We start from the raw sequence: 25,602 nt of genomic DNA, 5'->3' as shown, positions 1-25,602 counted from the left end.
ACTCGATCGGTTTTCCCCCCACTTTTCCCCCCACGATGAGCTCCTCAGCGGTGCTGGTCCTGGCTTTCGATCAGTTCGGTCGGTTCGGCTGGTTCGGCTGGTTCGGTCGGTTCGGTCGGTTCGGTCGGTTCGGTCGGTTCGGGTCCGCGGACCGGTGCCCCGGGCGGGCTCCCCTGCGCCCGTCCCCGACCCAGTCCCCGTTCCCACTCCCTGGCGAGCCGGGCCGCCTCCGCGACCAGGGACTCCAGGGGGCCCCGGCCCCTGGCGAGTCGCCAGCCGACCGCGAAGAGCAGCGAGCCCGCGACCAGTACGGCGTACTGGAGGTCGGGGGAGCCGTTCAGCGCTCCGGTGGCGAGGAACAGGACATGGGCGGTGTAGAGCGTCAGCGGCATGCTTCCGGCAGCCGCCAGCGGGAGCAGCGCACGCCGCACCGCGGTGAGCCGGCTCAGCAGCAGGACCGCGGCGAGCAGGGCGATGGACGCGCCGAGGGTGTGCAGCAGGTCGAACGGCGAGGTGGAGTGCGGGGCGCGGGAGATCATCGACCACCAGGTCGCGCCGTCCGGGCTGTCCCACAGGACCTCGTCGCGGGCGTGCGGCCCGGTTGCGTCGGGGAACTCGGCCTGCCGCAGCCGCTCCAGACCGCCCCAGCGGAAGAGCCACCACGAGCAGGCCAGCCAGGAGGCGGCGGCGAGCGTCAGCCCGCCGGTCAGCAGCCGGGTCGCGGTGCGCCGGTCGAAGAGGTCGAGGCGCCCGATGGCGAGCCCCGCGCAGAGGTACGCCATCCACGCCAGGACCGGATAGGAGCCGTGGACGAGAAGGGCGCAGAGGAGACCGGCCGGGTCGGTGACGACGTCCTGGAGCGTCGGATCACCCTCGAAGGCGGGTTCGGGCAGCACCCCCCTGAGCAGGTGGACGAGGAACGGCGCGACCACGCCCAGAGCGAGGGCGACGCAGGCCAACGTCCGTGCCCGCAGGGTCAGCAGGGGCAGGGCGAGCAGGAACAGCAGGGCGTAGAAGGCGAGGATGACGTCGACTTCGAGGCCGCCCGCGTTGGCGGCGTAGCCCAGCAGCAGCCCGATGAGACCGACGGAGAGCGCCCGGGCGGTGACCGCGGCGAGCGAGCCGCGGCCGACCCGGGGAGTGCGGCCCCCGGTGGTGAAGGCGAGGCCGACTCCGGCCACCAGCGCGAAGGTCGCCGAGGACCGGCCGCCCGCCAACTGCCAGGCCACCGTCGGTGAATTGTCAGGCTCGAACGCTCCGAATACATGCACGGAGAACATACCGAGCAGCGCGAGTCCACGGACCACGTCCACACCGGCGATGCGCGGTGTCGTTAAAGGCATGGGTCGCTCCGTAAATTGGCACGATGGATTTCGCGTCCGCTGTGCGTCCGCGGTGCAGCTGTGGACGGAAGTGACAGTTGACGCGATATGGGAATGGCGTACGGGACGAAATGAGGTATGAGACGTAAGAGCGGAAATTGTCGATGAGCGCGGCGTGCGGCACGGCGTGGACCAGCACGTTTTCGTGCGGATCGCAGACAACGCGGCTCGATCGGGCTTGGTCGGAGCCCGGATGCCCCCGTGTCGCCTCGATTCGCGCGTCCTTGGTCGGGCGTGTCTCGGCGAATGCAATCCGAATTGTTTCGACCCGGTTATGAACGGGTCAAGGTGGCCCGGCGTAATGTCGCTTTCCTGTTACAGAGTCACGACTTTTCGTACAGTTGGCGACCGCCTGTTCGCCCGTCTCACCAGGAAGCTTTCCGCGGGACAGGTGTAATTGCCCGGCGGTATTCCGGTTGAGGGCGCTCGAATATGGCCGCCAAGTGCATGACAGAAATCGTATTCGATTTATCTGCCGTATCGTTCCGCCTGGTTTCCACTGGGTTTCTCTTCGTTTTCTGCCGCGTCACGGGAACGGAGGGAAAGGAGCGGCGTACGGGCGCTGCGCCGTGACCGGGGCACCGGAGGGTGAGAGGGGTGGCGCCCGCCCGATACCGTTAGGGCGTGCAGGCAGCAAGTGAACCTCCCGAGAGCCCCAGCGGCCGACTCCACCGCGCGCGCGTCCTCTACCGGAACGTCTCCAAGCGCAGGACCGCATGGCTGTTGCTCAAGGACACCGTCAACTCGTGCATCGAGTACCGGATCCTGGGTCTGGCGGCGGAGGCGGCCTTCTTCACGCTGCTCTCCGTGCCGCCGCTGCTGCTGAGCCTGATCGGGCTGCTCGGCTACGTCGACGACTGGACCGGCACCGACACCATCACCAGCCTGGAGACCAACCTCCTGGAGGCGTCCCGCACGGTCCTGTCCGACAAGGGTGTCGCCGAGATCGCCCGGCCGATCCTGAACGACGTGATGAAGGGCGGCCGGCCCGACGTCATCTCCATAGGGTTCCTGTTCGCCCTCTGGTCCGGCTCGCGCGCGGTGAACGTCTTCATCGACACCATCACCGTGATGTACGGCCTCGACGGCGTCCGCGGCATCGTCAAGACCAGGCTCGTCGCCTTCGTGCTGTTCGTCGTGGCGCTGCTGATCGGCTCGGTCGCGCTGCCGCTGATGGTGGCCGGACCGGACGCCGTGCTCAACGTCCTGCCGTGGTCGGAGACCCTCGTACAGGTTCTGTACTGGCCCGTCGTGATCCTGTTGTCCATCGCCTTCCTGACGACGCTGTTCCATGTGTCGGTCCCGGTGCGCTCGCCGTGGATCGAGGACGTCCCGGGCGCGCTGATGGCCCTCGCGATGTGGGTGCTCGGCAGCTTCCTGCTGCGGATCTACCTGACCAAGACGATCGAGGGCGCCACGATCTACGGATCGCTCGCCGCGGCCGTCGCCGTCCTCCTGTGGGTCGGGGTGTCCGCGTTCGCGGTGCTCGTCGGGGCCGCCGTCAACGCGGCGATCGACCGCGTCTGGCCGGCCGCCGCCACCGCGGCGGCACGAGCCGCCAACGAACGGATTCGCAAGGAGGAGGCCGCCGAGTACGTCGCCCGGATGACCGTCGTCCAGGCCTACGAGCCCGACGACCCCGACGACTGCGACATGCCCTCCGAGTTCCCGGAACGCTGGTCGCGCTTCCTGCCCCCGGAGGACGTGACGTCCCGGCTGCGGGCCCACGTGAAGAGCACACCCAAGACGGGAGAGGGCCCACCCCCCGAGAAGTGACGGGTAGCGGGCTGCCGCCCGCTGCCTGCTCCGGCCGCACGCCTTCCGCACCCCGGCCGCCGCGCTCTCCCGTACGGGATACGCCACGGACCCCACCCTCGCCGCGATCGGCCGCCGGGTCCGACACGGCGGCGCGTTCGCCCTGTCCAGCGACTTCGAACGGGCGTGGGGGACCAGACCGCGGGCGCACCGGGCGCACCGGGACCCGGGTACGGATCCGGTGGACGTCGGCGCCGGGCGGCGTAGCGTGTCGTACGTGTACGAGGAACGGGTCTCCCGGCTGACGGGCGCGACGGTGTGGACGAACACCCCGGCCGGGTTCGGCGACGCGCGCCCCGTCCTGCCCGACGGCTGCATGGACCTGCTGTGGAGCGAGGGCCGGCTGCTGGTCGCGGGACCCGACACCCGCTCGTACGTCCCGGAGGGAGCCCCCGCGCACTGGGCGGGCGTCCGCTTCCACCCGGGCACGGCGCCGGCCCTGCTGGGCGTGCCCGCGTACGAACTCCGGGACCGGCGCGTCGACTTGGCCGACCTGTGGGGAGCGGCCGAGGTGCGACGCCTCGGGGCACGCTTCGACGCGGCGGCCGATCCGGCGGCGGCGCTCGAAGAGGTGGCACTGGAACGGGCGGCGCGCGCGGACCCGCCGGATCCTCTGCTTGGCGGCCTGGTCACGGCCCTTCAGGCGGGCCGCCCGGTCGCCCGCACGGCCGACGAACTGGGCCTGAGCGTCCGCCAGTTGCACCGCCGCTCCCTGACCGCCTTCGGCTACGGCCCCAAGACGCTGGCCCGTATCCTCCGCCTCCAGCGCGCCCTCGCCCTGGCCCGGAAGGGGATGCCCTCCGCGGAGACGGCCACCCGCGCGGGGTACGCCGACCAGGCCCACTTCGCCCGTGATGTAAGGGAGTTGGCGGGGATGCCGCTCGGGAGACTACTCGGGGGAGGAGGAGGCTGAGCCCAGCGGTGCGAACAGGTCGACCCCGTTGCCGTCAGGGTCGAGCACGGACGCGTACCGCTGCCCCCACACGGCGTCCCACGGCTTCAGCTCGCTCCGATACCCCGCGTCCACCAACTCCTCGTAGAGGGAGTCGACTTCGGCGGCCGAGCCGCACAGCACGGCCAGTCCGATCCGGCCGCCGCCGCTGGGGGGCCGCCACCCGGGGTGGAAGGACCGGACGGTCTCCTCGGTGTCGATCAACAGCCGCATCCCGCCAGGCAGTTCCGCCTCGACGTGCGGCTGCTGCTCGGCCCCCTCGGGGAAGTCGAGACCCAGCCGGCGGTAGAACGCGACGGAGGCGGCGAGGTCGGCGGCGACGACACCGATGGCGTCGAACCGGGGCGTGGGGCGGGGGGTCGGCTGTGAGGTGGGTTGTGAAGTCATACGGCCAGGTTAGGCGGGGCGTCCATGGCCGGTCTTGAAGGAATCGGACACGTCGGAGTCCCCGCTGTGGCGCCCGCTCCCCCCCCGGTTGCGCGCCCGGCGGAGGGCGCCGAGCGAACAACGTCGGTCCGGTGCGGTTCGGCTGCGACAGGGACCGCTCCCGCACCGTGACCCTGGACCAGGCGGGCTGTCACCGGCACACCCACCGAATGGCTCCCCCCGCGGGAATACCGGCAGGTCATGTGGTGCTCTGATCTGAACGGTTCACGAGCGGCGGCGAGGGAGCTGGTGGGCAGATGACGGACGAGTCGACGCGGCCCGTCGTGCGGACGCCCTACGGGGATGTCCGTGGCCGGTACGAGGGCTGCGAAGGGCACAGGGGACGCGCAGGACGCGACGGGCGTGACGCGCACGACGGACGCGCAGGACACGACGGCCACAGGATCGCCGTGTTCCGCGGCATCCCGTACGCCGCACCGCCCTTCGGCCCCCGCCGGTTCCGGCCGCCCGAGCCCCCCACCCCCTGGGACGGGGTGCGCGACGCGGGCGGGTTCGGCCCCACCGCGCCGAAACCGCCGTACTCCGAGGCCTTCGCCAGGCTGCTCTCGGACCCGGTGGTGCCCGGCGACGACTGCCTCAACCTCAACGTCTGGACACCCGAGCCCGGCCACGGTGCCCGGCTCCCGGTCATGGTGTGGATCCACGGCGGTGCCCTGACCCGGGGCTCCTCGGCCGTGCCCGTCTACGACGGCCGGGCCTTCGCCCGTGACGGCGTGGTTCTCGTCTCGGTCAACTACCGCCTGGGCGTGGAGGGTTACGGCCTCTTCCCGGACGCACCCCCGAACCCCGGCCTGCGCGACCAGCTCGCCGCGCTGGAGTGGGTACAGGCGTCGATCGCGGCCTTCGGCGGCGACCCCGACCGCGTCACCGTCTTCGGTCAGTCGGCCGGCGCGATCAGCGTCGGCGCCCTGCTCGCCTCCCCACGGGCCCGGGGGCTCTTCCGGCGGGCGGTGCTGCAGAGCGGGCCGCCCGAGGTGAGCGACCGCGACAAGGTACGGCGGATGGTGCGCCGGATGGCGACCCGGCTGAAGATCCCCGCGACCGCCGCGGCCTTCGCCGCCGTCGACCGGGAACTGCTGCTGCGCGTCCAGGGCGAGGTGGGGCGGCTGAGCAGCCCGGTGCTGGGCGGGCCCGCCTTCGGCATCGTCGTCGACGGGGACCTCGTACCCCGCGACCCCCTGGACGCCCTGACCGACGGAGCCGCCGCCGACGTGGACCTGCTCCTGGGCTGGACCCGGGACGAGTACCGGCTGTGGCTGGTGCCCGGCGGGCTCCTGGAACGTGTCGACCGGCTCGGCGCGGTCGCCCTGGCCGGCGCGATGGCCCGCTGCCACTGCGGCCCCGAGGTCCCGCGCGGCTACCGCACCCTGCACCCCGACGCCGGCACGGCCGACCTCGTCGGCCAGCTGGTCACCGACCACCTGCTCCGGGTACCGCTGCACCGCCTCGCGGACGCCCGGGGAGCGGGCGGCAGGGCGTATGTGTACGAGTTCGCGTGGCCGTCCGGCCGGCCAGGTCTGGGCGCCTGCCACGCCCTCGAACTGGGATTCGTGTTCGACACCCACCAGGCCCCCGAGTCGGCCAAGCTGGCGGGCCAGGGCGCCCCGGAGGAACTCGCCGAGGCCATGCACACCGCGTGGGTGCGCTTCGCCGTCGACGGTGACCCGGGCTGGCGGCCCTGGGACGCCTCGCACCCGGTGCGCGTCTTCGGCGACGGCGACCCGCACACCGTGGAAGGCCCGCGCGACCGCGAACTGGCCCTGTGGGCCGCCGACCGGGCCGCCACCCCCCTGGCGGCTCCGGAGCCCGGACCCGGGGCGGCCACTCGGCCCCGGTCGCCCCTCCGGGGTGCCGAACCGCTGTCCGTCGTACGACGGCTGCGCCGCCCCGGCGGTGTTCCCCGACGCTGATCGCCGCCACCGGGCGGGGGTCGCGGACGCGGACGTCCGGGCCTGTGACCGGCTGTATCAGTGCCATGGCGGCGGTGCGCCCTTCCGCGTCACCGCCGCGACGCCACATCGCGCATCGCGTGCCGGATACAAAATGATTTCTACGGGAGGTGCGTCGCGTACCCCGTCAGCGCAACGTGTCGGCGATCGACGTGATCGCCTGCGGCCCCACCCGGCAGCATCCGCCGACCAACCGCGCCCCCGAGTCCCGCCAGCCCGTCACCTGGCCGGCGGCGAAGGTCGAACTGCCGGTCCAGGCACGGGCGTCGGCGTCCCAGACCTCGCCGCTGTTCGGATAGACCACGACCGGCTTGCCGGACACCCGGGCCGCCAGCTCCACGGCGCCGTCCACGTCCTCGGGTACACAGCAGTTGACGCCGACCGCGACGACCTCGTCCGCCTCGGCGGCCAGCGCGAACGCCTCCGTCAGCGGCTGCCCGGCCCGCGTCCGCTCCCCGGCCACGCTGTACGACAGCCAGACCGGCACCCCGAGCCCGCGCACCGCGCGCAGCAGGGCGTCGGCCTCGTCGAGGTCGGGGACCGTCTCCAGAGCCAGGACGTCGGGTCCGGCGGCGGCCAGCACCTCCACCCGAGGCCGGTGGAAACGCTCCAGCTCCGCCACGCTCAGCCCGTACCGCCCCCGGTACTCGGACCCGTCCGCGAGCATCGCCCCGTACGGTCCGACGGACGCCGCCACCCACAACGGCCGCTCCGTCTTCGCCCGGCGGGCGGCCTCGCGGGCCAGTTCCACGCTCAGCGCGAGCAGCTCTGCGGCGCGTTCGCGGCCGATGCCCCGCTTGGCGAAGCCCTCGAAGGTGGCCTGGTAACTGGAGGTGATCGCGACGTCCGCGCCCGCCTCGTAGTAGGCGAGGTGCGCGTCGACGATCGCCTCGGGCTGCTCGACCAGCAGCCGCGCCGACCACAGCTCGTCGCTCAGATCGTGCCCGGCGGACCCCAGCTGGTTGGACATGCCACCGTCGAGGACGAGGGGCGCACCCGAGGACAGGGCGGCGGAGAAGGAGGCGGCGGCGGAGGAACTGGCGGCTTCACTGGTCTCGCTGGTCATGCCTCGACGCTAGCCGACGGCCGACCCGACGGCCGCATGTGTCCAGTACATGAACAGATGGACCACAATGTGGGATGGCGAGTTACGATCACGCCCTCCCCGCACCCGCTACTCCCCGCCTCTCCCCGTCCCTCCCCGCCCACCGGAAGTGTCATGACTGCTCCCAGCACCACCGAGGCAGACGAGCCGGAGCTGACTCCGACCGCGCCGACCGAGGCCACTCCCCGCCGCACCTTCGGCCTGGCCGCCGCCACCGCGCTCGTGATGGGCAACATCATCGGCGGCGGCATCTTCGTCCTGCCCGCCACGGTCGCCCCGTACGGCTCGGTGAGCCTGCTCGCCTTCCTGGTCCTGTCGATCGGCGCGGTACTGCTCGCCCTGCTCTTCGGCAAGCTGGCCCGCCGCAGCCCGGTCACCGGCGGCCTGTACGTGTACCCGCGCGACGCCTTCGGCCCCTTCGCGGGCTTCCTGTCGGCGTGGTCGTACTGGACGATGACCTGGGTCAGCATCGCCGCCCTGGCGGTCGCGGCGGTGGGCTACGTCGACGTACTGATCCCTCTGCACGACAGTCACGCCCTGGGCGCGCTGGTCGCGATCCTGGCCCTCTGGCTGCCGGCCGCCGCGAACTTCGCGGGCACCCGGTGGGTCGGCGGCGTACAGATCGTGTCGACGATCCTCAAGTTCGTGCCGCTGCTGGTGGTGGCCACGGTCGGCCTGTTCTTCATCGACACCGACAACTTCGGCGCGTTCAACGCGTCCGGCGACAGCGTGCCCGGCGCCCTCGCCGCCTCCGCCGCGCTGCTCCTGTACAGCTTCCTGGGCGTCGAGTCGGCGGCGATCAGCGCGGGCGAGGTGGAGAACCCCGAGCGCAACGTCGGCCGCGCGAGCGTCCTGGGCACGCTCGGCTCGGCCCTCGTCTACATCCTGGGCACGGTCGCGGTCTTCGGCCTGGTCCCGCACGACAAGCTGGTCGGCTCCGGTGCCCCCTTCGCCGACGCGGTGAACGCGATCACCGGCGGCAGCTGGGGCGGTACGGCCATCGCGCTGGTGGCGGTCGCGTCGATCGTCGGCTGCCTCAACGGCTGGATCCTGCTCGCCGCGCAGATGCCGTACGCGGCGGCTCGCGACGGTCTCTTCCCGGCACCGTTCGCGAAGGTCGGCAAGGGCGGGGTGCCCGGCTTCGGCGTCTGGGCGTGCGCGGTCCTCGGCACGATCCTCATCGCCTTCAACTACACGGCGGGCCCGGACACCACCTTCCGCGTCCTGGTCCTGATCACGACGTTCACGGGCTGCGTCCCGTACCTCCTCTCGGCGGCGGCCCAGCTGTACTGGCTGGCCAGGGGATCACGCGACCAGGTCCGCCCGGCCGGCCTGGTCCGCGACCTGATCGTCGCGGGCCTCTCCTTCGCCTTCTCCTTCTGGCTGATCGCGGGCGCGGGCTATGCGGCGGTGTACCAGGGGGTGCTGTTCCTGTTCGCGGGGATCCCGGTGTACGTGTGGATGCGGGGGCGGCAGTCGACGGGGGACCCGCAGGCGCCTGATGCGAGCGAGACGGTGGCCGCCTGATCCGGGAGCCTGCCGTCGGAGACGCCGTACCCGGAGCGCGAGGCGCGGTGAGGTGTGCGGGGCGTCCGCCGCCGGGCGGGTCCTGGCCGGAAACGCGTTGTGGGCCCCTCGGCCGAGGGGCCCACAACGGTGCAGCTCACCGCCGAACCGGCACCGGCCACACCAGTGCCTGGGCGATGATGACGTTCTCACCGTCGAAGGTGACGGCCGGGCCTTCGTGCAGTTCGTAGCCGAGGCCGATCGCCTCGCTCACACGCTGACAGAACGTGACGTCGTCCGGGCCGGTCAGGACTCGATAGACGGGCAGACCATCCGGTGGCGTACTCATACGGAGAAGGATCTCAGAACCTCCGTCGACGGAGCCTCCGGGCGGGTACGTTCCGAGCCACCCGGCGCCAAGGGCGTGTCGCGCACCGACCTTGAGCGGCGTCGCGGGGCCGTGGCCCCCGGCGCGATCGCGGCCACCGTGTTCGACCGACGCCGAAGCGCGCTCCGGACCTTCCCGCCGGTCTCGACTTCACCTCGGGGGAGCGGCGACGCCGCCAGGTCCCGCCCGCCTCGGACCGGTCCCCATCGGTCCCGCTCCGTTCCGCTCAGCCCTGCGCCGCGTGCCGTCCGCCCCGCCGTCGCCCGTTCCCGGGCCCCCGGACCTTCCGGGCGGCCGGGATCATCAGCCCCGCCAACAGCCCGACCGCCATCGCGTAGGGCCAGAAGCCGAGCCCTGTCCCGGTCGCCGCGGAAGCGGAGTCGGTGTTCGCGCCGGCCGCCGCCACCGAGCCCGCTCCTGCCCCCGCCGCTGACCCCGAGCGTGCCCCCGGACCCGCGGCCGGCGACGCACTCTTCGCGACCGCCGCCAGGACCACGTCGTTGCCGTCACCGCCCCGGTAGCTGATCCGGTACGTCGTGTCGCCGAGCTTCAGCGCGGCACCCTCCTTCAGCCCGCTGAACGCACCGGCCGTCCTCGCGCGCCCCGCGTGGTTCAGCACCGTGATCGTGCGGGCGGAGGCAGCGGCGGAGGCCGAACCCGCCGCCGACAGGTCCAGCGCCCCCGCCAGCCGCACCGCGCCGGAGACCTTCAACGGCCGCCCCCGCAGCACGAGTTCGCCCTTCGGGCCCTGCGTGTAGCTTCCGGTCACCGTCAACTCGCCGGCCACCACACCCTCGTTCGTCACCGAGCCCTTGACCGTTCCCGAGCCGGTGAGCGTGGTCCCCACGCGCAGCCCCGCCGAGCCCACGTCCAGCCTCGCGCCCGCCGAGGTCAGCCGAATCGCCTTGCTGTGGGCGAGAGTTGCGCCGCCCCTGAGTGCCAGCGTGCCCTTCGTGACCGTCGTGCTCCCGCCGTACGTGACTCCGCTGCCCGTCAGTGTCGTCGTCGCCGAGCCCGACTGGGTGAACGAGCCACCGCCGCTGATCCGCGACAGCACCAGCGCCCGGCTCGTGTTCCGCACCACCAACGAGCCGTCGTTCACGACCTTGTAGAGGGAACCCTTCGTGTACAGGCCACCGTCGCCGCCCGCCCTTCCGCTGCCCAGGCGCAGTACCGCGCCCTTCTCGACCGTCGTCGACCCGTCGTAGTACTGGACCGCGGCGAACGTGACATCGTTGCCGCGCGTCCCCTTGATGACGATGTCACCGGCGCCGGGCGCGGACAGGGTGTCGTGGAACCGGCCGCCGCCGATGGGGGCCCCCAGTGTCACCGGGCCGTCGTAGTCGAACGTCAGGAGCGAACGGGATCTCGCCGCGAGGAGGTTGATGTACACCGTCTCCGCCGTCCCCGGCATGAAGATCCTGTTCGTCGTCCCGTCGCCCCACTGGACGTTCGCGCCCTTGATGTTGGTGCCGCGCTTGTTGACGTGTCTGCGGGCGGGCGTCCAGTTGAGGGCGGGATCGCTGAGCGACGGGTCGGTGTCGCCGCCCCGGTCCGACCAGCTGTACTGACCGGTCAACACCACCTTCGACCCCGGGCGGGACTGGATGTTGATGTCGCTGCCGTACTCGCGCTGGTAGAAGTCCATCCCCATGGTGACCGTCTGGCCGAGCGGCGTGTCGACCGTCCAGGTGCCCTGGTTGAGGACCTTGCGCACGCGGGGGAGCGACGTCGCGAACTCCGGTCGGCCCGCGTTCACCTGGGTGCCGTTGTCGATCACCCCGGAGAAGGCGTGGACGCCCGAGAGGTCCCAGGTGCCCCAGAGGAAGCGGGGCTGCGTCACCAGTCCGGCGCCACTGATCGTGCCCAGGTTGTACGCGCTCTTCAGCGAGAGACGCAGGGTGCCGTCCACCCGGATGTTGTCCTGGTTCAGCCGGAACGCCGGTGTGTTGTAAGGGAAGTGGCCGATCAGGCCCGTCGTACCGCCGTCGCCGTACTGGAGGGTGGCTCCCCGCTCGACGGTCACGCCCGGTGGGTCGGGGTTCGTCACCGTGACGTACGGGTGGTTGCCGCCCGGGACGCTCACCTGCTGCCCCTGCCGGGACCTGGGCAGCGTGAAGTCGCTGTCCCTGGTCAGGATCAGGGTGCCGGTGCCGCGCACGGTGAGGGTGCCCTCGCCCCGGAAGACACCGTCGTACGTCGTCGTCCCGGCGGGCACGGTCACCACCGTGTCGCCGGTGAGCGTGACGTCCCGGCCGGCGAGCACGTCGGCGGTGGCGTCCCGGGAACCGGCCGCCGACGCGGGCGGGGCACCGAGCAGGAGGACGGTCATCGTGAGTGCCGAGGCGGACGTGACGGTCCGTCGAGAGGTCCGGTGAGCTGTCCTGGGAGCGGGGCTGGTGTTGGGGGAGTGGCTGTGCACGTGACAGGAGACGGGCCCGACCTCCGCGCGATAACAGAAAGTTGCTCAGCGGATTCATCCCCTCCGACCAGTTGACCTTCCCGTAACACGCGCTTACCTTTTCGGCACTCGGAATGGCAGATCTTGTTCGCAATTACGAACGTTTCTCGTGTCATCCCCCACACACGCACACAAATGCACACTCCGAGGCCCGCACCCACCGCCACCGACACCTCGTGCCCCACCCCCGAGAGGCAGTCCGCATGAGCCGCGCCGACGACCTGTCCGAAGACCCGCCGGGTCCGCCCGAAGACTCCGCCGCCTCCGCCCTCTCCGCCCGGAGAACCCTCCTGAAGGGTGCCCTGGCCGGCGGAGTCCTGGCAGCCGGCTCCGCCATCCCCGGTGTCTCCGGCACCGCGCACGCCGCCACCGCCCCGGCGGGTACCCGCTGCGCCACCACCCCGTACGTCAACCCCCTCGTGCGCAACCGTGCCGACCCCCACATCCACCGCCACATCGACGGCCGTTACTACTTCACGGCCACCGCCCCCGAGTACGACCGCATCATCCTGCGCCGCTCCCGCACCATCCGCGGGATCGCCACCGCCGACGAGTCCGTCATCTGGCGCAAGCACGACACCGGGGCCATGGGCGCGCACATCTGGGCGCCGGAGATCCACCACATCGACGGCAAGTGGTACGTCTACTTCGCCTCCGCGCCCGCCGAGGCCGTCTGGGACATCCGGATCTGGGTCCTGGAGAACGCCGACCGCGATCCGTTCACCGGCACCTGGGTGGAGCGCGGGCAGCTGAAGACCGCCTGGGAGACCTTCTCCCTGGACGCCACCACCTTCACCCACCGCGGCTCCCGCTATCTCGCCTGGGCGCAGCACGAGCCCGGCATGGACAACAACACCGCCGTCTGGCTGTCGAAGATGGCCGACCCACTGACCCTGACAGGACCTCAGATCCGGCTCACCACACCGGAGTTCGACTGGGAACGCATCGGCTACCGGGTCAACGAGGGGCCGTCGTTCATCAAGCGCAACGGCCGGATCTTCATGTCGTACTCGGCGAGCGCCACCGACTACCACTACTGCATGGGCCTGTTGACGATCGACGCCCGCGCCGACCTGATGGACCCGGCCAACTGGACCAAGTCCCCGACCCCCGTCTTCACCAGCAACGACACGACCAGGCAGTACGGCCCCGGCCACAACTGCTTCACCGTCGCCGAGGACGGCCGTACCGACGTCCTCGTCTACCACGCACGGCAGTACAAGGAGATCGTCGGCGACCCGCTCGACGATCCCAACCGGCACACCCGGGTGCAGACGCTCGGCTGGAACACCGACGGCACCCCGGACTTCGGCGTCCCCGTCGCCGACACGGAGACAGGTACGCAGACAGGCACGCAGGTCGGCTCACTTTTGGAGAGTGGCTCATGAGACGTGTGTACGCGGTTCTCCTCGCCCTTTGTCTGGCGCTGGCCGGCGCCCTCGCCACCGCCGGGCCCGCCCAGGCCGCGGCCGTGACGATCACCAACGGCACCCAGTTCACCGCCACCAACGGTGACCCCGTGCACGCGCACGGCGGCGGGGTCGTCAAGGTCGGGTCCTACTACTACTGGTTCGGCGAGCACCGCAACGCCGACAACACCTTCCAGTACGTGGACGCCTACCGCTCCACCGACCTGAAGAACTGGGAGTTCCGCAACCACGTCCTCACCCAGTCCAGCGCCTCCGAACTCGCCACCGCCAACATCGAGCGGCCGAAGGTCATGTACAACGCGGCCACCGGCAAGTACGTGATGTGGATGCACAAGGAGAACGGCGCCGACTACAGCGAGGCCCGGGCCGCCGTCGCCGTCTCCGACACCGTCGACGGCGACTACACCTGGCAGGGCAGCTTCCGCCCGCTGGACACCCACATGTCCCGTGACATCACGGTCTTCGTCGACACCGACGGCACCGGCTACATGATCTCGGCGGCCCGCGAGAACTACGACCTCCAGATCTACAGACTGACGGCCGACTACACCGGCATCGACAGCCTGGTCGCCGACCCCTGGCACGGCGGCCACCGCGAGGCGCCGGCCCTGTTCAAGCGCAACGGCGTCTACTTCATGCTGACTTCGGGCGCCACCGGCTGGAGCCCCAACCAGCAGCAGTACGCCACCGCGACCAGCATCACCGGCCCGTGGACCGCCATGGCGAACGTCGGCGACTCCACGACGTACGGCTCGCAGACCGCGTACGTCCTGCCCGTGCAGGGGACTTCGGGCACCTCGTACCTCTACATGGGCGACCGCTGGGGCAACGCCTTCGGCGGGACCGTCAACGACTCCCGTTACGTCTGGCTGCCGTTGAGCTTCCCGTCCTCGACCACGATGTCCATGTCCTGGTCGCCGGAGGTCACCCTCGACACCGCCACCGGGACGGTGACGGGGAACAGCGCCACGTACAACACGCTGATCGCCCGGCACTCGTCCAAGTGCGCCGATGTCACCAGCCAGTCGCTGTGGGCGGGTGCCCAGATCAAGCAGTACACCTGCAACAGCGGCAACAACCAGAAGTACTGGTTCAAGTCCGTCGCGAGCGGCTACTACCAACTGATGGTCCGCAACAGCTCGTTGTGCGTCCAGGAGAACGCCAGCACGGTCACGCAGGAGAACTGCAGCTCCTCGGCGACCAACCAGCAGTGGTCGCTCACCACCACCGGTTCCTACGTCAAGGTCGTCTCCCGCGCGAGTGGCGAGTGCCTCGACGTGAGCGGCGCGTCCACCGCCGACTCGGCCGCCATCATCACGTACACGTGCGGCAGCGGAACGAACCAGCAGTGGACACGCGGGACATGACGAACAGCCGGGCTGCTAGGCCAGCAGGTCGAGCGCGTCGATCGCCGTCCCCGCACTGAGGTAGGAGGTCGTCCCCGACCCGCTCACCACGTTGATCTTCAGCACGTTGTACTGACTGGTGTCCGTGAGCCAGGCGCTCGCCGGCACGCTGTAGGTGAACGTGTTGTTGTTCCCCCGGTAGGACCCGTTGGTCAGCGACCGGCTGGTCGGCTGGGTGGGCGGGGAGGGGATGGCCGACGTCCAGGTGTCGTTGACGACGACCTGCGGCCGGCCGTTGGCGAAGGCCGTCGTCACGCCGATGCGCAGGGTGTGCGCGGCGGCGGCCTGCGCCGCGGTCAGCTTGAAGTAGACCAGCAGGCCGCTGTTGACGTCCTTCCAGATGTAGCAGGGGAAGCCCGACGTCTCGGTGCCGCTGCCGACCACCACGTTGCCGGTCCAGGCGGCGGCCCGGACGTCCGACGGATGCGCGTACGTCATCAGGTCGGCGTTCTTGAAGCCGCTCGGGGTGCCGTTCCAGTCGTTGATCCGCCAGATCGCGCTCGCGTTGCTCGGGTCGTTCGTGGCGGGGATCGCGATCGAGTTGAGCGTGGTCGTGCCACCGGCGGTGACCGTCACCGAAGTTGTGTAGACGGCGAGTTCACCCTTGAACACCGTGAGCGTGTACGTACCCGGAAGGACGCCCGCGATGGAGAAGTAGCCGTCGGACGCGCGGGCCGAACCCCAGTACTGCGCGGCCGAGTTGGCGATCCCGACCGTGTACGCGTACGCCGTGTTGCGCCCGGTGATCCCGACGCCCGCGACCCGGCCCCGGCCGCTCGCGGCGACGTAACCGGAGATGCCGAGCGAGTCCGCCCAGGGGGTGGTGAGCGTTCCCGCGTACAGAGACGAGGAGGGCGCGCCGCCGTCCGTGAGGGCGATGACGTACGGGCCCTGGAGGCCGAAGCGCTGCTCCTCGGTCTGGTTCTGGCCGTAGTACAGGATCTCGTACAGGCCGCCGCCGTCCGCGCTCTGGTGGCGCAGGAGGGAGCGGTAGAAGGGGCCGCCGGAGGCCTTCTCGTGGTTGCTGCGCACCACGTACAGGCCGACGCTGCCGGTGCTCCAGCCGACGTAGCTGTAGTCCATGACCCGCAGCTTCGAGTAGTGCTTCGAGCGGGTCTGGCCGTCGGACTTCGCGAAGACGTCCGAGGCCTCGATCGTGCTGTTCGTGTAGGTGTACGAGTCGGGCTCGTCGTTGAGGAACAGGCCCGCCTTGACGCGCAGGATGAAGCGGGTCGCCGAGACCGACGTGTCGGCCTTGTTGGTCCACACGTAGACGTTGTTCTCGCCGCTGCGGGCCGCGTAGTAGTGCTTCAGCGTGCCGTAGGTGACGCTGACCAGGATCGTCGAACCGGACTGCTGGATCGTCACCGTGGACGAGCCGAGACCGGACTCGATGTGCGAGTTGTTGCCGCCGTAGCCCTGGTACTCGGTGCCCCGGTAGACCAGCGAGGACAGGTCGCCGTTGGACTTGCGGACCTTGAAGACGAGGTTGGCGCCGGTGTCGATGACGTAGTTCGTGCCGTCGTCGGTGTAGCCGAAGGTCGCCGCCTGCGCGGTACCGGGAAGGGCGAGTCCGGCCGCGGTCGCCGTGGCGCCGAGGACGAGCGCGCGGCGGCCGAGGTGGAGCCCGGAGCGCCCGGGGATCCCGGGGGTTGTGTCGTTGGCTGCGGACATGTGGGGGTGCCTCCTTCGGAGGTCGGGTGTGGGGGTGTGGGGGGTGTGCGGTGTTCGGAAGACTGACAGTTGAATCGATTTCGCGAAAGGGCTTTCGTTGTAAGGAAGTTGGCAGTTGTGTGAAATCGTGCAGCACTCTAGAAAGCGCTTGCCAGACGATGTACGGTCCTGCCGCTGGGCCTTGTCGAGCGTCGGAGGACTGTTGTGGGAACCGCGATGAGACGTTTCAACCGAGCCGTGCTGGCGGCCGTGACCCTGAGCACCGCGACCACCCTGGCCGCCGTACCCGCCGCCGCTCACGAACGGCCCTCGCACGGCCCGCGTGCCCTGGGCATCGAGAACTGCGCCGCCACCGGCTGCCACTTCGACGTCGCGCCGGGCACGTACGACGTACGGGTGGTGCTGGGCGGTGACGCCGCCGCCAGTACCGCCGTCACCGGCGAGACCCGGCGCGCGCTCCTCCCCGAGACCGCCACGGCGGCCGGCGAACACGTGGCCCGCAGCTTCACCGTCAACGTCCGCACACCCGAGGGCGAACCGACCGGCGCCGAGGGCACCCCAGGCCTCGACCTGGTGCTCGGCGGCTCGGCGCCGGCCCTGGCGGACATCCGGGTCACCCCCGCCGGCCGCCACACCCGGCAGATCTTCCTGATCGGCGACTCGACCGTCTGCGACCAGCCGGGCGACCCGTACACCGGCTGGGGCCAGGAACTCCCGCAGTACCTGCGCAAGGGTCTGTCCGTCGCCAACTACGCGGATTCCGGAGAGAGTACGGTCACCTACCTCGCCAACTCCGCGCTCTTCCCGACCGTCCAGCCGCTGATCCGCCCCGGCGACCTGGTCCTCGTCCAGCTCGCGCACAACGACAAGCAGACGGACGAGCCCACGTACCGCGTGAACCTGGAGACGCTCGTCGCGGGTATCCGCGAGCGAGGGGGGAAACCGGTACTGGTGACTCCGATCGTGCGCCGCTGGTTCAACTCCGACGGCACCCTGAACAACGGCACCGCCCTGCTGGTCAACGGCCTCGGCGTCGACCACCCGGCGGTGATCCGCGCGGTCGCGGCGGCACAGGACGTACCGCTGATCGACCTGACGGCGAAGACGAAGGCGCTGGTGGAGTCCCTCGGCGTCGAGGGCTCCAAGGCGCTGTACCTCTACAACGAGAAGCGCGACAACACGCACACGTCCGTCCGCGGGGCCACGGCGTACGCCGGGCTGGTGCGCGACGAACTGGTCGCGCAGCGGCTGGTTCCGCGGGGCGGGGTCCGATAGGGCCACGACAAGAACCCCTGGAGCGTCCCGACCGGAACCGGGGCGCTCCAGGCTCGACAGCGGCCCGCCTCGGCCGGCCCGGACTACTTCGGACCCGCCTACTTCGGCGCCGCGACCAGCCGTACGGCGAGGCCCGTGAAGACCGTGCCGCTGAAGATGTCGAGGCCGCGGGCGACCCGGCGGCTGCCGCGCAGCGCCGACGAGAGGCGGCCGGAGAGCAGGCCGATGGTGGTATCGACGCTGAGGCCCATCAGGACGAGCGTCAGCCCCAGCAGCAGTAGCTGCCAACTCACGTGCCCCAGCGCCGGGTTCACGAACTGCGGCAGGAACGCCACGTTGAACAGGATCATCTTGGGGTTGAGGAGATTGGTGACGGCACCCTGCCAGAAGGCGCGCCGCCGCCCCGGACCGGACGGTCCCGATGCCGATGCCGCTGTCACGTCCTCCTCGGCCGTCAGCGGCGAGCGGTCGCGGAACGCCTTCACCGCGAGGTACAGGAGATAGGCCGCGCCCAGCCAGCGCAGTACGTGGTACAGCACCGGCAGGGTCGTGAAGAGCGCCGACAGGCCGAGCGCCGCCGACACCGCGTGCACCAGGGCACCGGCCGCCACCCCCAGCGCGGCCAGCACGCCGGTGATCGGGCCGCCACGTCCGCCCATGGCCACGATGAACATCATGTCGGGCCCGGGAGCGACGCACAGGGCGAAGGCGGCGGCCAGGAAGGCCGCGTACAGAGAGGTGTCCACCATGGCGGTCATGCTCTGCGGTACGCGGCGAACCGTCGATCGAATTTCGCGGGCCGAGACGCACGAGGTCCTGCCGGTGCGGCCGGTGCTGCCGGTTCAGAGCGCCAGGCGGGCGATCCGCAGCGTCGCCGTGGTCGGGGACGCGCCCGTCAGCGGGGTCGCGTACGACGGGGTCACCGGTGCGTAAGCCCAGGTCAGGGAGCCGTCCTTCAGGGCCGCTATGTCACCGGTGATACGCGCCTGCACGACCTTGTCCGGCGTCCTGAACGCGCCGTTCCAGTCGATCAGCCGCAGGTGGGTGCCGGTGAACGTGCCGGTGCAGGTGCCGCTCGCACACTTGGCGTTCTTCAGGGACTCCCAGGACACCAGCAGCCGGTCCTTGCCGTACGGGGCGACGCGCACGTCGACGTGTTCGGTGCCCGGCGAGTTCGTCAGGTAAATGGCCTTGCCCGCAGGCGAGTTGCGGTTCTTGAGGAACGACACCGCCACCTGGTGCGTGCTCCACCTCGGCTTCACCGTCCAGCCCCGGCCGCTGGAGTCGTCCGGGTTCTTCGCGGCGGAGGCCGAACCGCGCGAGCCGTATGCGGTGGCGTAGCGGCCCGTGGACGACTTCACCAGGTCACCGGTGCGGCCGGCGTACGTCCCACCGCAGTAGCCCGCCCAGCACTGCTCGCGCTGCACGGCCGGCGCGTTGTCCGGGGCGCCGATGCCCGTGGACACGAACAGGCCGGAACGCCAGTCGTCGAAGCAGAGGGAGGTGAAGTCGCCGGTGGTCTCGGCGTGCAGGGCGATGCCCTCGTTGTGGGAGCAGCCCCAGCCCCAACCGCCGCCCAGCTTCGCGCCCTTGGCGCTGAGGTAGGAGAGCTTGTCGCCGAAGTGGCCGTCGGCGAAGCCGCCCGCGCCGTGCACCACGAAGTAGGCGCCGTACTTGGTGCCGTTCCAGGTGAGTTGACCGTCGAGGGTCGGGGACGTGTCGTGGGACGCGGTGCCGGTGAGCTTGGTGCGCCAGGCCTCCTTGCCCTGCGAGAAGCGGACGAGGGCCGCCGCCGTCTCCTTCCACTTGTTGGTGTCCGCGACCCTGGTGAGCAGCGCGAAGCCGTCGTTGTGCGCGACCAGTCCGCCGACCTCCTTGGCGCCCTTGACGATCGCGTCGCCGCCCGCGCGCTTTCCGGCCGAGGTCAGCGGGGTCACGTGCACACCGTCGGCCGCCGGCCAGGCGACCCGCAGCGTGCCGTTGGGCGCGACCGCTGTCGCCGTGCGCGTCCACTCCCTCGTGTTGTTGTAACCGGCGGACAGGTAGGGGAACTTGGCCGGCAGCGTCACGGAGGTGTTCGTCACGGCGAGAGTGGGTGTGGCGGGCGTCGTCGCCGCCCCGGCCGTCGCGTACCAGGCACCGGCGAGCAGACCGGCCGCCGCGAGGCCACCGATCAGGGGCTTGCGGGCCGCGTGGGTGCGACGGTGGGCAGAGGTGCGGGGGAGTGGTGCTGATGTCATACCTGGCTGTTGCCGTGGTGCGGGGAAAGGTTGCCGCCGATCGCACCGGTGCCGGCCGGAACGCCGGGCGGGCCGGGACGGTTCGGCGGGCGCCGAACGACTGGTCCCCTACCGTGGCCGTATGACCGAGCCCATGTCCGCCTTCGCCGCCCTCCACCACCGCGACGAGCCCCTTCTGCTCCCCAACGCCTGGGACCACGCCTCGGCCGTGCTCCTCGCCGAGCAGGGCTTCGCGGCGATCGGCACCACGAGCCTCGGCGTCGCAGCGGCCGTCGGACTGCCCGACGGTACGGGGGCCACCCGCGACCACACTCTCCAACTCGCCCTGAACCTCGGTACGGAGGACTTCCTGCTGTCCGTCGACGCCGAGGGCGGATTCAGCGAAGACCCCGTCCAGGTGGGGGAGTTCGCGCGGGAACTGTCCGTCGTCGGCGCCGTCGGCATCAACCTTGAGGACGGCCTCGGACCGGCAGCCCCGCACGCCGAGAAGATCGCCGCCGTCAAGGCCGCCGCCCCCGGACTCTTCGTCAACGCCCGGACGGACACGCACTGGCTCGGCGACCGCCGGTCCCCCACCCTGGCCCGGGACACCATGGCCCGCCTCGACGCCTACCAACAGGCGGGCGCCGACGGGGTGTTCGTGCCCGGCCTGACCGACCCGGACCGGATCGCCGCCCTGGTGAAGAGCCTCGACGTCCCGCTCAACATCCTCTACTCACCCACCGGCCCCACGGTCGCCCGACTCGGCGACCTCGGTGTACGCCGTGTCAGCCTCGGCTCGCTCCTCTACCGGCGGGCACTCGGCGCGGCCGTGGAGGCGCTCGGCGACATCCGGGCGGGGCGGGCACCCCGGGGCGGGGCACCCTCGTACGACGAAGTGGTGGCACTCGGTCACCAGCACCACGGCGCCAGGATCACCACCCCGAACCCGACCCCGGCTCCGGTCCCGACCGCGACCCCGGCCCCGACCGGAATCAGCCGACCGGAACCAACGTCTCCCGGAGCCGGGCCGCGAACTCCACCGGGTGCGTGAGCAGACCGAGATGCCCTCCCGGGAACTGGCGCGCGGCGCTTCCTGTCCGTCGGGCGAGGACCGTGGCGGTGCGGTGCAGGAGCTGCCCGGCGGAGTCGATGCCCATGGCGACGGTGAGCCGGGGAGAGGAGGCGGAGAGGGCGGTGAGGTCCGGGGTGTAGGAGGTGAACGGGACCAGCACGCGGGTGAGGGAGATGGCCATGGGAGTCGCCGACTCGTCGCTGGGGGAGGGGGGTTGGTCTGTCGCGCCCGACTCCTTGTCGAGGTCCCGCTGGGGGAGGGCCCGTTCCTCCAGCCCGGCCGTCATCCGAGCCGACGCGGCCTCCACGCCCCGGGCGCGGTAGGTGTCGCGCACCTCGGTGAACATCGCCCGCTGCCGCTCGGCGTCCGGCAGGACGGTGACGACCGGCGGTTCGTGCGCGACCACGTGCCGCAGCCGGCCCGGGTGCCGGGACGCCAGGTCGAGGGCGGCGACGGCCCCCGCGCTGGTGCCGAAGACGTACGCGGACTCGTCCTCGGGGAGCACCGCGTCCAGCACGCGGGCGGCGCCGTCGCTCCACCACTCGACGCGCTGTTCCTCGACGGGCTCGCCGAGCCGGCCGTGGGCGAGGCCGAGGGGGTCGTAGGTCACGACCGTGAAGTGTTCGGAGAGAAGGGTGGTGGGGTTCTCCAGGCCCATGGGGTGTCCGGCGCCGCCGGGGACGATGAGGAGGACGGGGCCGGAACCGCGCACGTCGTAGTGATCACACATCCTCCCGAAGCTACCGGCTGAGAGGGTCCGGCGCGGAATGATTTTCCCGGCCTTCGGACCTCCGGGCAGGTGCGCGGACGGGCGGACACGGGAAAGGTGTCCGCCCATCCAACAGCAGTCCTCTCAAAGAGGGTTGGGCTGGTCAGACGATCGGTGCGTACACCACGCCCAGCTTGTCGATCTCGGTGCCCGAGCGGCCCGTGAAGCCCACGATCTGCCACCCCGACGGTGCCGTGAACGTCGCCGCGTCCGTGGTGGCCGTGCCGGAGGTCAATGTGCGGGCTCTGTCCGTCGTGAACGCCGCCGAGAAGACCCTTGTCCGGCCGTCCTTCTGACCCTGTGTCAGCTTCACCGAGGTGAGGTGCTCGCCGGACGCCAGGGTGAGGGAGGAAGCGGTGCCGCCCGTGCCGCCGTGGGTCAGGGCCGTGCCGCCGTCGAGTGTCAGGGACACCGCGTCCAGGCGGGAGCTGCCGCGCAGGGTGAGCGTGCGGGGCGAGGGCGTCGCCGGGAGGTCGTCGGCGTCGGTGAACGCCGTGCCGTGCGCGCCGCCGAGGAAGTCGCTCGCGCGCAGCTTCGAGGGCAGCGTCCAGGAGAAGTCGACCGTGTGCGGGAAGTGGTCGGAGAGGTTGCCGCCCTTGGAGTCCAGGAAGGAAGCCCACTCGTTGTGGTAGCGGGTCGCGGAGAGGTTCACGAGCCTGCTGCCGCGGTAGAGGACCTTGTCGACGACCTCGCAGCTGTTCGTCGGCGCGGTCGTCGGGCAGACCAGCGCGTCACTGCCCTGCACCGGCGGCGTACCGCCCTTGACCAGCTGGACCCACGCGTCCGTCAGGCCGTTCTCGGACGCGAGCGTGCGGATGTTGTCGCCCGAGCGCGTGTACCGCGTGTTGGTGTCACCCATGACGATCACCGCGTTGCCCGCGGAGTTGGCCCGGATGAACGCGGAGAGCTGCGAGACGTTGGCCCGGCGGGCGGCGTGCGCCTCGTCGGTGTCGTCGGCGTTGGTGTGGACGTTGTACAGGTCCACGTAGACGCCCTCGGAGATCCGCACCCGGGCCAGCGAGAAGCCCTTCGGGGTGAGGCAGTTGGTGCCGGTGCAGTTGTTCCACTTCACCCGCTCGAAGTCCTGGAACGCGTAGTCCGAGAGGGTGTTGAGCCCGTCACCGAAGGGCACTCCGCCACTCGTCGCCGTGCGGTACGCGTGGTTGTCGTTCGCGTACAGCGCCGCGTGGTAGTTGAAGTCCTCCTGCACGTTGACGATGTCGTACGCGCCCAGCCGCGGCGATATCAGCGGGGTGTTCACCTCGGGGTTGCCCGAGCTCAGGAGGTCCGGGAGGCCCGCGACGTTGTACGTGAGGACGTTGAAGGAGCCCGAGGCGGCAGCGGCGGCGGCCGGGGCCGAGCCGGCCGTGGCGAGCCCGGCCAGCGCCAGGGCGCCGGCGACGAGGGTGCCGATGAGTCTTCTCATGGTGGGGGTGTCTCCGTGGGGGGTAGGTGAACTCTGCTCAGGTTCACGGCCAACAGTGTGCTGGACAAGGGCTGTTGGGGGAACAGTGAGTGGAGTGTCGATCCGCCGCGTCCGGGTCGTTCGGCGATCACCCGCTGGTTGGGCAAGGTTCATGTCTCCCGTCGATTCTCCTCGGGCGGCGAACTGCCACGGGTGCCGCGCGACGGGGGAGACACGGCCACGGGGCACGGGGCCGGGCACGCGCACGGTGCCGTGCCCTCCGCGAGGCCGATCACCTCGTCCTCCGCCGCCGCACCCACTGTCCGCGCGGCGACGGCGCAGGGCGGCCCTGTCGTTCACCCTGGCGTCGGAGTCGCTCCTGCGCACCGCCGAGGAGCGGCTCCGAGCCCATGGGCACGAGGCGCGAGCCCATGGGTGCGGGTCCATGGGTACGAGGTGACGCCGCGGTCCCCGACGCAGACCCCGTGGGGAGCTGCCGGCCCGGAGCGCGATCGACCGGGTGACGGTGCCCGGAGCTCCGGGTCGACCGTCCCCGGGACGACCGACGGCGACGCGTGATCATGATCATGCGCGTCCGCATCGGCATGGCGGCGAACCCGTCCTCGCCGCCATGCCCGGCATCGGGGTCACCCTGGTTCGGTTCGAGGTGCCCGACCCGACACCGTGCCGCGCGGATCACCGAACCGGACGGCGGAGGGATCACCGCACGGGCGTCACCCGTTGACCCCCGTGTAGTGCCCGAGGCTCCACCGCCACAGCAGCCGCGCCCCCAGGAACGCCGCCAGGCCCAGCAGCGGGGATGCCGCCGCCAGCCAGTACGGCACGCCCGTGTCGTGGCCGTGGCCGGTCAGTACCGCCGCCGGGAAGTACGCGACGAACGCGAGCGGCAGCCCGAAGGTGAGGAAGCCGCTCACCGCCCTCGGCAGCACGTTGAGCGGATAGCTGCCGAACGTGCCGAGCAGCTCCTCCAGCCAGCGCCCCCAGTAGTCGGCGGCCGGGAAGCGCAGCGACGCGCAGGCCACCGCCGTGAACAGGGCCGCCTCCAGGAGCATCCCGCCGAGGACACAGACCACGAGGTACGTGATGCGGCCGGCCGTCCAGTCCAGGTCGCTGCGGGAGAGCGCGCCCACCATCAGGCCCACGGCCACCGTCAGGTCGCCGATGGCGTTGGTGGGGAACACGGACAGCTGGACCTGTCGGAAGACCGGCATGGGGCGGACCAGATAGGTGTCGATCATCCCCTCCTGGATGATCCTGCCGATGCCGTGCATCCGCCCGAGGAACAGCACGAAGATGCCGTGTGCCAGCATCCGGGTCGCCGGGATCAGCAGTACCTCCGAGCTGTCCCAGCCGCCCATCCCGGTGAACCGGGTCAGCAGCACCGTGGCGAACACGATCACCGACACCTGCCAGATGGCGCCGATCCCGATCATCAGCAGGAACTCGGAGCGGTACTCCAGCTGGGCACGGAAGTTGAGGCGCGTGATGCGCCACGCGATACGTACGGCGTTCACGGGTCTCAGCCTCCCTGGGAGACGACTCGGAGGGCGGCCCGCCGCCACAGGAACCGGGTGAACAGGGCCAGCAGGAGAATCCAGCCGGCCTGCACGGAGAGCTGGAAGGCTGCGTCCGAGAGCGGGATGCGCCCCACGTACAGCGACAGCGGCACGCTCAGCGTGGCCTGGAAGGGCAGGAAGGAGCTGAGGGTGATGAACCAGTCAGGGAAGAACCACAGCGGTGCGTACACCCCGGACAGCAGGTTCTGCGCGAAGATCAGGATGAGCATCGCGGCGCCGTTGCGCAGCGTCCAGAAGCAGAACTGGTCGATGACGAGCATGACGTAGTAGAGGACCAGCTGCCCGAGCAGCAGACTGAGCGCGAACACCCCGGCCACAGCGGCTGATTCGGGCGGTTGGACCACCCCGGCGGCCAGGCAGAGGGCGAAGCCGGCCAGTGCCCACGCGAACCCGTACAACTGCTCGCCGAGCGCCCGCAGCGCGTAGTAGCGCTGGGGTGCCAGCGGGCGCAGGTACCAGTACACGATCGTGCCGAAGTGCATGTGCTGGAGCACGGTGTCACGGCCCGCGTACTGGTCCAACTCCCGCAGCCGGGAGGCGAGTACGGCCATGACGGCGTACGTCACCGCCTGCTCGCGGTCGATCCCGGCCGTCGTGCCGGTCTGTTGGTAGAGGCCGTTCCACAGGGACGCGACCAGGACCACCTGGACGGTCAGCCGGATCAGGGCGGCGGTCATCCGGGGCGGGGCGTACAGCTCACCGAGAGGGGTGACCCTGGCGGCCCGCCAGGCGTGCAGGACGGCCAT

Annotated in this window: 20 protein-coding genes; 8 read left to right on the top strand and 12 right to left on the bottom strand. The window is 70.9% G+C overall.

Features of this window, described 5'->3' with window-relative positions:
- Positions 1–44: 44 nt before the first annotated feature.
- Entirely contained in the window at positions 45–1,343 is a 1,299-nt protein-coding gene (locus OG595_RS08100; RefSeq protein WP_329269451.1) for a heparan-alpha-glucosaminide N-acetyltransferase domain-containing protein, read from the bottom strand.
- 663 nt (positions 1,344–2,006) lie between these two features.
- Here OG595_RS08100 and OG595_RS08095 point away from each other — a divergent pair.
- Both OG595_RS08095 and OG595_RS08090 read left to right on the top strand, forming a co-directional pair.
- On the top strand, positions 2,007–3,158 hold the full coding sequence (locus OG595_RS08095; RefSeq protein ID WP_329269449.1) for a YihY/virulence factor BrkB family protein: 1,152 nt from the start codon (positions 2,007–2,009) through the stop codon (positions 3,156–3,158).
- A 256-nt stretch (positions 3,159–3,414) separates the two neighbouring features.
- Positions 3,415–4,110 (top strand): helix-turn-helix transcriptional regulator, encoded by a 696-nt coding sequence (locus OG595_RS08090; RefSeq protein WP_329269448.1) that lies wholly within the window; start codon positions 3,415–3,417, stop codon positions 4,108–4,110.
- On the opposite strand, the gene OG595_RS08085 is transcribed toward OG595_RS08090, so the two are convergent.
- Positions 4,087–4,536 carry a VOC family protein gene (locus OG595_RS08085; protein ID WP_329269446.1) on the bottom strand — a complete coding sequence of 150 codons (450 nt, stop codon included), beginning with the start codon at positions 4,534–4,536 and terminating at the stop codon, positions 4,087–4,089. The two genes, OG595_RS08090 and OG595_RS08085, sit on opposite strands and share 24 nt — an antisense overlap.
- A gap of 296 nt (positions 4,537–4,832) precedes the next feature.
- On the opposite strand from OG595_RS08085, the gene OG595_RS08080 reads away from it, so the two are divergent.
- Positions 4,833–6,506 carry a carboxylesterase/lipase family protein gene (locus OG595_RS08080; protein WP_329269443.1) on the top strand — a complete coding sequence of 558 codons (1,674 nt, stop codon included), beginning with the start codon at positions 4,833–4,835 and terminating at the stop codon, positions 6,504–6,506.
- Between the two features lie 166 nt (positions 6,507–6,672).
- Here the strand turns inward: OG595_RS08080 and mmuM are convergent, their stop codons facing one another.
- Positions 6,673–7,611, bottom strand: a complete 939-nt coding sequence (gene mmuM / locus OG595_RS08075; RefSeq protein ID WP_329269441.1) for a homocysteine S-methyltransferase — start codon at positions 7,609–7,611, stop codon at positions 6,673–6,675.
- 153 nt (positions 7,612–7,764) lie between these two features.
- On the opposite strand from mmuM, the gene OG595_RS08070 reads away from it, so the two are divergent.
- Positions 7,765–9,177, top strand: a complete 1,413-nt coding sequence (locus OG595_RS08070; RefSeq protein ID WP_329269439.1) for an amino acid permease — start codon at positions 7,765–7,767, stop codon at positions 9,175–9,177.
- Between the two features lie 136 nt (positions 9,178–9,313).
- Here the strand turns inward: OG595_RS08070 and OG595_RS08065 are convergent, their stop codons facing one another.
- Positions 9,314–9,505: a DUF1737 domain-containing protein gene (locus OG595_RS08065; protein ID WP_329269437.1), complete on the bottom strand. Its 192-nt coding sequence runs from the start codon at positions 9,503–9,505 to the stop codon at positions 9,314–9,316.
- A gap of 265 nt (positions 9,506–9,770) precedes the next feature.
- On the bottom strand, positions 9,771–11,876 hold the full coding sequence (locus tag OG595_RS08060; protein ID WP_329269436.1) for an autotransporter: 2,106 nt from the start codon (positions 11,874–11,876) through the stop codon (positions 9,771–9,773).
- A 332-nt stretch (positions 11,877–12,208) separates the two neighbouring features.
- On the opposite strand from OG595_RS08060, the gene OG595_RS08055 reads away from it, so the two are divergent.
- Positions 12,209–13,393 (top strand): glycoside hydrolase family 43 protein, encoded by a 1,185-nt coding sequence (locus OG595_RS08055; RefSeq protein ID WP_329269434.1) that lies wholly within the window; start codon positions 12,209–12,211, stop codon positions 13,391–13,393.
- Positions 13,390–14,802, top strand: coding sequence for an RICIN domain-containing protein (locus OG595_RS08050; RefSeq protein ID WP_329269432.1), 1,413 nt, complete (start codon positions 13,390–13,392; stop codon positions 14,800–14,802). The genes OG595_RS08055 and OG595_RS08050 overlap by 4 nt, the downstream gene beginning before the upstream one ends.
- A gap of 15 nt (positions 14,803–14,817) precedes the next feature.
- Here OG595_RS08050 and OG595_RS08045 read toward each other — a convergent pair whose 3' ends face one another.
- Positions 14,818–16,515, bottom strand: a complete 1,698-nt coding sequence (locus OG595_RS08045) for a rhamnogalacturonan lyase B N-terminal domain-containing protein (protein WP_329269431.1) — start codon at positions 16,513–16,515, stop codon at positions 14,818–14,820.
- 216 nt (positions 16,516–16,731) lie between these two features.
- Between OG595_RS08045 and OG595_RS08040 the strand changes: the two genes are divergently transcribed.
- Positions 16,732–17,790, top strand: a complete 1,059-nt coding sequence (locus tag OG595_RS08040; RefSeq protein ID WP_329269428.1) for a rhamnogalacturonan acetylesterase — start codon at positions 16,732–16,734, stop codon at positions 17,788–17,790.
- 98 nt (positions 17,791–17,888) lie between these two features.
- On the opposite strand, the gene OG595_RS08035 is transcribed toward OG595_RS08040, so the two are convergent.
- A complete protein-coding gene (locus OG595_RS08035) occupies positions 17,889–18,539 on the bottom strand; it encodes a LysE family translocator (RefSeq protein WP_329269426.1) in 651 nt (216 codons plus the stop codon).
- A 93-nt stretch (positions 18,540–18,632) separates the two neighbouring features.
- Positions 18,633–20,030, bottom strand: coding sequence for a hypothetical protein (locus tag OG595_RS08030; RefSeq protein WP_329269423.1), 1,398 nt, complete (start codon positions 20,028–20,030; stop codon positions 18,633–18,635).
- Positions 20,031–20,163: 133 nt separating this feature from the next.
- Here OG595_RS08030 and OG595_RS08025 point away from each other — a divergent pair, with 133 nt between their 5' ends.
- Entirely contained in the window at positions 20,164–21,063 is a 900-nt protein-coding gene (locus OG595_RS08025; protein WP_443073326.1) for an isocitrate lyase/PEP mutase family protein, read from the top strand.
- Here OG595_RS08025 and OG595_RS08020 read toward each other — a convergent pair.
- The 4 genes from OG595_RS08020 to OG595_RS08005 form a co-directional block, all read right to left on the bottom strand.
- On the bottom strand, positions 21,005–21,814 hold the full coding sequence (locus OG595_RS08020; RefSeq protein WP_329269418.1) for an alpha/beta hydrolase: 810 nt from the start codon (positions 21,812–21,814) through the stop codon (positions 21,005–21,007). The genes OG595_RS08025 and OG595_RS08020 overlap by 59 nt on opposite strands.
- Before the next feature lie 142 nt (positions 21,815–21,956).
- The gene (locus OG595_RS08015) at positions 21,957–23,279 is read right to left on the bottom strand and encodes a jacalin-like lectin (protein ID WP_329269416.1); all 1,323 of its coding nucleotides are present in this window, start codon (positions 23,277–23,279) and stop codon (positions 21,957–21,959) included.
- Between the two features lie 713 nt (positions 23,280–23,992).
- Positions 23,993–24,793 carry an ABC transporter permease gene (locus tag OG595_RS08010; protein ID WP_329269415.1) on the bottom strand — a complete coding sequence of 267 codons (801 nt, stop codon included), beginning with the start codon at positions 24,791–24,793 and terminating at the stop codon, positions 23,993–23,995.
- A 5-nt stretch (positions 24,794–24,798) separates the two neighbouring features.
- On the bottom strand, positions 24,799–25,602 hold the full coding sequence (locus OG595_RS08005; protein ID WP_329269414.1) for an ABC-2 family transporter protein: 804 nt from the start codon (positions 25,600–25,602) through the stop codon (positions 24,799–24,801).

This window comes from Streptomyces sp. NBC_01451 (genome assembly GCF_036227485.1).
In the GTDB taxonomy this organism is placed as follows: domain Bacteria; phylum Actinomycetota; class Actinomycetes; order Streptomycetales; family Streptomycetaceae; genus Streptomyces.
This window is presented reverse-complemented; position numbering and strand designations above follow the sequence as displayed.

Excerpts from the sequence above, each read along its gene's own strand:
- OG595_RS08045 (WP_329269431.1), bottom strand. The coding sequence starts at position 16,515 with ATGTCCGCAGCCAACGACACAACCCCCGGGATCCCCGGGCGCTCCGGG.
- OG595_RS08055 (WP_329269434.1), top strand. The coding sequence starts at position 12,209 with ATGAGCCGCGCCGACGACCTGTCCGAAGACCCGCCGGGTCCGCCCGAA.
- OG595_RS08065 (WP_329269437.1), bottom strand. The coding sequence starts at position 9,505 with ATGAGTACGCCACCGGATGGTCTGCCCGTCTATCGAGTCCTGACCGGC.
- OG595_RS08040 (WP_329269428.1), top strand. The coding sequence starts at position 16,732 with ATGAGACGTTTCAACCGAGCCGTGCTGGCGGCCGTGACCCTGAGCACC.
- OG595_RS08035 (WP_329269426.1), bottom strand. The coding sequence starts at position 18,539 with ATGGTGGACACCTCTCTGTACGCGGCCTTCCTGGCCGCCGCCTTCGCC.
- OG595_RS08070 (WP_329269439.1), top strand. The coding sequence starts at position 7,765 with ATGACTGCTCCCAGCACCACCGAGGCAGACGAGCCGGAGCTGACTCCG.
- OG595_RS08030 (WP_329269423.1), bottom strand. The coding sequence starts at position 20,030 with ATGACATCAGCACCACTCCCCCGCACCTCTGCCCACCGTCGCACCCAC.
- mmuM (WP_329269441.1), bottom strand. The coding sequence starts at position 7,611 with ATGACCAGCGAGACCAGTGAAGCCGCCAGTTCCTCCGCCGCCGCCTCC.
- OG595_RS08100 (WP_329269451.1), bottom strand. The coding sequence starts at position 1,343 with ATGCCTTTAACGACACCGCGCATCGCCGGTGTGGACGTGGTCCGTGGA.
- OG595_RS08080 (WP_329269443.1), top strand. The coding sequence starts at position 4,833 with ATGACGGACGAGTCGACGCGGCCCGTCGTGCGGACGCCCTACGGGGAT.
- OG595_RS08060 (WP_329269436.1), bottom strand. The coding sequence starts at position 11,876 with ATGACCGTCCTCCTGCTCGGTGCCCCGCCCGCGTCGGCGGCCGGTTCC.
- OG595_RS08085 (WP_329269446.1), bottom strand. The coding sequence starts at position 4,536 with ATGACTTCACAACCCACCTCACAGCCGACCCCCCGCCCCACGCCCCGG.
- OG595_RS08050 (WP_329269432.1), top strand. The coding sequence starts at position 13,390 with ATGAGACGTGTGTACGCGGTTCTCCTCGCCCTTTGTCTGGCGCTGGCC.
- OG595_RS08005 (WP_329269414.1), bottom strand. The coding sequence starts at position 25,602 with ATGGCCGTCCTGCACGCCTGGCGGGCCGCCAGGGTCACCCCTCTCGGT.
- OG595_RS08020 (WP_329269418.1), bottom strand. The coding sequence starts at position 21,814 with ATGTGTGATCACTACGACGTGCGCGGTTCCGGCCCCGTCCTCCTCATC.
- OG595_RS08025 (WP_443073326.1), top strand. The coding sequence starts at position 20,164 with ATGTCCGCCTTCGCCGCCCTCCACCACCGCGACGAGCCCCTTCTGCTC.
- OG595_RS08015 (WP_329269416.1), bottom strand. The coding sequence starts at position 23,279 with ATGAGAAGACTCATCGGCACCCTCGTCGCCGGCGCCCTGGCGCTGGCC.